Annotated in this window: 4 protein-coding genes and 1 pseudogene; 2 read left to right on the forward strand and 3 right to left on the reverse strand. The window is 65.2% G+C overall.

From position 1 onward, the window contains the following. The 3 genes from scpA to H926_RS0112775 form a co-directional block, all read right to left on the reverse strand. The coding region (gene scpA, locus H926_RS27375; RefSeq protein WP_237741030.1) for a methylmalonyl-CoA mutase at positions 1 to 1,621 on the reverse strand (1,621 nt) is incomplete at its 3' end. Then, entirely contained in the window at positions 1,608 to 2,045 is a 438-nt protein-coding gene (gene mce / locus H926_RS0112770) for a methylmalonyl-CoA epimerase (protein WP_022676652.1), read from the reverse strand. The genes scpA and mce, both read right to left, overlap by 14 nt. Positions 2,046 to 2,061: 16 nt before the next feature. Continuing rightward, the gene (locus tag H926_RS0112775) at positions 2,062 to 3,588 is read right to left on the reverse strand and encodes an acyl-CoA carboxylase subunit beta (RefSeq protein WP_022676653.1); all 1,527 of its coding nucleotides are present in this window, start codon (positions 3,586 to 3,588) and stop codon (positions 2,062 to 2,064) included. Between the two features lie 135 nt (positions 3,589 to 3,723). Here H926_RS0112775 and H926_RS0112780 point away from each other — a divergent pair, with 135 nt between their 5' ends. Next, positions 3,724 to 5,133, forward strand: a complete 1,410-nt coding sequence (locus H926_RS0112780) for a short-chain fatty acyl-CoA regulator family protein (protein ID WP_022676654.1) — start codon at positions 3,724 to 3,726, stop codon at positions 5,131 to 5,133. A 204-nt stretch (positions 5,134 to 5,337) separates the two neighbouring features. Further along, positions 5,338 to 5,705: pseudogene (locus tag H926_RS33310) on the forward strand (hypothetical protein); the annotation flags it as partial.

A 5,705-nucleotide genomic window follows, 5' to 3' on the forward strand; every position in this document is an offset into this window, starting at 1 on the left:
GGGTGGCTTCCTGCCCTTCGACAGGCTCAGGGCGAACGGAGTTCTGGTCCGCATTGCCCGCGCTGGGGAAGTCTTGTTTCCCCCCATCCGTTCGGGCTGAGCTTGTCGAAGCCCCCGCGCGCGCCGCCTCGGTAATGGCCTTGAGCGCAGCCTGAACCGCCGTTTCGTCGCGGCTGGCGCGCACCGCGTTGATGCGGGCGATCTGGCCGGCGCGCACGGCGTGGTTGTCTACCTCCAGCGTCTCGATGCGGTCTTCGGTGGCGAGGCGATACTTGTTGACGCCGACGATCACGTCTTCGCCCTTGTCGACGCGCGCCTGGCGGGCGGCGGCGGCTTCCTCGATCATCGCCTTGGGCCAGCCGGCGGCCACGGCCTTGGCCATGCCACCTTCGGCCTCGACGCGTTCGATGATGGCCCAGGCCTGGTCGACCAGTTGTGCGGTGAGTGCTTCGATATAGTACGACCCGCCGAGCGGATCGACCACGTTGCACATGCCCGTTTCTTCCTGGATCACGATCTGGGTGTTGCGGGCAATACGCGCGGAAAAGTCGGTCGGCAGCGCGATCGCTTCATCCAGCGCATTGGTGTGCAGCGACTGCGTGCCGCCCAGCATCGCGGCCATCGCCTCGATCGTGGTGCGGATGACGTTGTTGTAGGGGTCCTGCTCCTGCAGGCTGACGCCCGAGGTCTGGCAGTGGGTACGCAGCATCTTGCTGCGCTCGTCCTTGGCGCCCAGTTGCGTCATCGCGCGGTGCCACAGCACGCGCGCGGCGCGCAGCTTGGCCACTTCCATGAAGAAGTTCATGCCGATGGCAAAGAAGAACGACAGCCGCCCGGCGAACCTGTCGATGTCGAGGCCCGAGGCGACGCCGTACTTCACATATTCCATGCCATCGGCAATGGTGAAGGCCAGTTCCTGTACCTGCGTGGCGCCGGCTTCCTGCATGTGATAGCCGGAAATCGAGATCGAATTGAACTTGGGCATCCGTGCGCTGGTGAAGGCAAAGATGTCCGAGATGATCCGCATCGAGGGGTCGGGCGGATAGATATAAGTGTTGCGGACCATGAACTCCTTCAGAATGTCGTTCTGAATGGTTCCGTCCAGCTTTTCGGTAGGAACGCCCTGTTCCTCGCCCGCGACGATGAAGAATGCCAGGATCGGGATCACCGCGCCGTTCATCGTCATCGACACCGACATCTGATCGAGCGGGATGCCGTCGAACAGGATCTTCATGTCCTCGACGCTGTCGATCGCCACGCCGGCCTTGCCCACGTCACCCACCACGCGCGGATGGTCGCTGTCATAGCCGCGATGGGTGGCCAGATCGAACGCCACCGACAGGCCCTTTTGCCCGGCGGCCAGGTTGCGGCGATAGAACGCGTTGGATTCCTCGGCCGTGGAGAAGCCGGCATATTGCCGGATCGTCCAGGGGCGACCGGCATACATGCTGGCGCGCACGCCGCGCGTGAACGGGGCAAAGCCTGGCAGGCCGGGGTCTGTCGCCACGTCATCGGCGGTATAGAGCGGCTTGACCGCGATGCCTTCGGGCGTGTGCCAGGTGAGGTCCTTGCCCTTCACCTCCTTGGCGGCAAGGGCTTCCCAGTCTTTAATGGTCCCCACGGGGCGTCTCCATGATTTCGGTCAGCTGGCCCAGCATGTCCTTGGGGTGCAGGAAAAAGATCGGCGTGCCGTGGGCACCGATCCGCGTCGGGCCGAGGATGCGTTTGCCCTTCGCGGTGAACCACGCGCGCGCGGCCTCGATGTCTGCCACCTCGTAGCACAGGTGGTGCTGCCCGCCGGCCGGGTTCTTGGCAATGAAGCCGGCGATCGGGCTGGTTTCACCCAGCGGTTCGATCAGTTCGATCTGCGTGCCGGCAGTGCCCGCTTCACCCGGCGTGTTGACGAATGCCACTTTCACGCCCTGCTCGGGCATGTCGAACGGCGCGGTGATCAGGCTCGCGCCCATCACCTCGCGATAATAGGCGATGGCGTCGTGCATCGAGGGCACCGCCACGCCGACGTGGTTCAAACGACCAAGCTTCATGGGATTGCGCGCCTTCTTACAGCGGAATGTTGTCGTGCTTCTTCCACGGGTTTTCGAGTTGCTTGCCGCGCAGCTTGCGCAAGGCGAGCGCGATGCGCCGGCGCGTGGAATGCGGGTGGATCACCTCGTCGACAAAGCCCTTGCTCGCGGCCACGAACGGGTTGGCAAAGCGGTCTTCGTATTCCTTGGTCTTGGCCGCGATCTCTTCGGGGCCCAGCCCGCGGAAGATGATTTCCACTGCGCCCTTGGCGCCCATCACCGCGATTTCGGCCGTGGGCCAGGCATAGTTCAAATCACCGCGCAGGTGCTTGGACGCCATCACGTCATAGGCGCCGCCATAGGCCTTGCGCGTGATCACGGTGATCTTGGGCACGGTGGCCTCGCCATAGGCGAACAGCAGCTTGGCACCGTGCTTGATGATGCCGCCCAATTCCTGCGCGGTGCCGGGCAGGAAACCGGGCACGTCGACAAAGGTCAGGATGGGAATGTCGAACGCATCGCAGAACCGCACGAAGCGCGCGGCCTTCTTGGACGAGTTGATATCGAGCACGCCGGCCAGCACCAGCGGCTGGTTGGCCACCACGCCCACGGTGCGGCCTTCGATCCGGCCGAAGCCGCACAGGATATTGGCCGCGTGGCCCGGCTGGATTTCAAAGAAATCACCCTCATCCAGCACTTTGGTGATCACCTCGTGCATGTCGTAGGGCTGGGTGGGCGAAGCCGGGATCAGCGTGTCGAGGCTTTCCTCCAGGCGGTCCCACGGGTCGGACGTGGGCCGCTCGGGCACGCCGGTGCGGTTGGTGAGCGGCAGGTAATCGAAGAATTCGCGCGCCGTCAGCAGCGCTTCGATATCGTTTTCCAGCGCCAGGTCGGCGACCGAGGTCTTGGTCGAATGCGTGATCGCGCCGCCCAGTTCCTCTTGCGTGACGATCTCGTTGGTCACTGTCTTGACCACGTCGGGGCCGGTGACGAACATGTAGCTGGAATCCTTCACCATGAAGATGAAGTCGGTCATCGCCGGGGAATAGACGGCACCGCCCGCGCACGGCCCCATGATCAGCGACAGCTGCGGCACCACGCCCGAGGCCAGCACGTTGCGCTGGAAAATCTCGGCATAGCCGCCGAGCGAGGCGACGCCTTCCTGGATGCGCGCGCCGCCCGAATCGTTGATGCCGATCACCGGCGCGCCGACTTTCAGCGCCATGTCCATGATCTTGCAAATCTTCATCGCGTGGCGTTCGGACACCGCGCCACCGAACACGGTAAAGTCCTGCGAAAACACGAAGACCAGGCGGCCATTGATGGTGCCTGATCCGGTCACCACGCCATCGCCGGGAATGGTGTTTTCCGGCATGCCGAAATCGACGCAGTTGTGCTCCACATAGGCGTCGATCTCTTCGAAGCTGTCTTCGTCGAGCAGGATGTCGAGCCGCTCGCGCGCCGTCAGCTTGCCCTTGGCATGCTGGGCATCGATCCGGCGCTGGCCGCCGCCCAGGCGCGCGGCGGCGCGGCGGCGTTCCATCTCGGCAATGTTGGCTGACATGGCATCTCTCGCTTTGCAAGTTTGCAGAATTGCCCCCGCGATGCCGCAGGGCGGGGGCGCTGTCCAATGTTAATCTGTAAAGTTGCGAAGCGATACTTTGCAAAGCGCGGGCTGCGTGATAGCCCGCATGGCACCATGGCACGCCGTCCTCTCTTTGCCGGGCAACCCTTGCGCGCGCTGCGCCAGCGCCGCGCCCTGCGCCAGGCCGATATGGCCAGCATGCTCGGCATCAGCGCGTCCTATCTCTCGCAACTGGAAAACGACGAGCGGCCGCTGACGCCCGCGCTGACCGACACGCTGATAGCAACGTTCCCGGTCGATTGGGCAGACCTGGCGCTGCCCGCGGCCGATGACTTGGCCGAGGCACTGCGCGGGGCGCTGGCCGATCCGCATCTCTCTGCCAGCCCGCCGGGCGAACAGATCGAGCGGCTGGCCCGGCAGTTTCCCGATCTGGCGCGGCAGGTGGTGCAGTTGCACGGGCTCTATACGCAAACCCGCCAGAGGCTCGACATGATGGACGAGACCATCGGCGCGAGCCTGGCCGCGGGCGGGCGCCTGCCGTGGGAGGAAGTGCGCGACTGGTTCCACCATGCCGGCAACTATGTCGATGCGCTCGATCGCGGGGCCGAAGACCTGGCGGCGCGGATCGGGCAGGGCGAGCCGTCGCCCGATATTGCCCAGATGCAGGCCTGGCTGGCGGGCGAAGGAGTGAGTGTGGTGTGGCGTGGCGGGGGCCCGGTGCGGCGCTATGATGCGCCGCGCCGCACGCTCACGCTCGATTCCACCCAGCCGCTCGAATCCAGCCGGTTCCAGCTTGCTTATCAGGTCTGCGCCATCGCGCTGGCCGATGCAATCGCGCAGATCGTGGCGCAAGCGCCCCTGCGCAGCGAAGCGGCGCGGCACCTTTTGGCGGTGGGCCTGGGCAACTATGCCGCAGGCGCGCTGACCATGCCCTATACCGCCTTTGCCCAGGCGGCGCGGGCCCTGCGCCATGATGTCGATCGGCTGCGCCAGCCGTTCCACACCAGTTTCGAGCAGGTGTGCCACCGCCTGTCCACGTTGCAACGCCCGCAGGCGCGCGGCATTCCGGTGTTTTTCTGCCGGGTGGACATGGCCGGCAACGTGACCAAGCGCCATTCCGCCACGCGGCTGCAGTTCGGCCGCTATGGCGGGGCCTGCCCCTTGTGGATCGTGCACGAGGCGGTGGCCATTCCCGATCGCATTCACGTGCAACTGGCCGAAATGCCCGACGGCGTGCGCTATGTCTCGATCGCCAAGGGCCTGGTGAAGCCATCGGGTTCCTATTACCGCCCGTCGCGCCGCTATGCCGTGGCGCTGGGTTGTGAAGCGGCGCTGGCCAGCGAGTTCGTCTATGCCGACGGGCTCAACCTGGCGAGCGACGAGGCGGTGGCGCGGATCGGTGCATCGTGCCGCACCTGCCCGCGCGATACCTGCGACCAGCGCGCCTTTCCGCCCAGCGACCGGGCCATTGCCGTTGATCCGGCGCAGCGCGATCGCGTGCCCTACCGCATCGTCACGGGTTAGGCGGCGTGGCGAATCGGCCCTTTCCGGGCCTGGGTTGACGCCAGGGCCGGCGGGCCGGTTGGTCACATTAGGGTCGATTAATTTTCGTTACCGTGACAAAACCTCGCAAAACCGGGGGGTTTCTGGCACGTGGCGGGGCATGAGAAGGTATTTGTTAACCATTGTCTGCAAGACCTCTAGAGAGATTACTAAGGGGTTTGGGCTATGCGGGCAGATGCAAAGGTCTTGTTGGATCGGTTGGGGAAAAGCGATTTTCGCTATCGCGAATTCGTCGACCGCTTCGCCGATCTGGAAAGCTGGCCGATCTTCGAGGCGCTGCTCAAGGACCCGCGCATCATGCCGCAGGACGATGCCTCGGCTATCGCGGCGACCATGCCCGGTGACAGCGGCCGCCTGCCGGCGCCCCGTGCCCAGGCGCGCCCCGAGATCCGCCCTGAAGCTCGTGCCGAAGCCCGCCCCGAACAAGCCCCGGTGGCCGCTGCGATGACGCCAGCTGAGCGTGTTGCCGAGCCTGTGGGCGCCCCGGTGGCGGTTGCCCCATCCGATCCCGTGCCGCTGCCGACCAAGCCTGC

It is taken from the genome of Novosphingobium sp. B-7 (assembly GCF_000410615.1).
Lineage (GTDB): Bacteria > Pseudomonadota > Alphaproteobacteria > Sphingomonadales > Sphingomonadaceae > Novosphingobium > Novosphingobium capsulatum.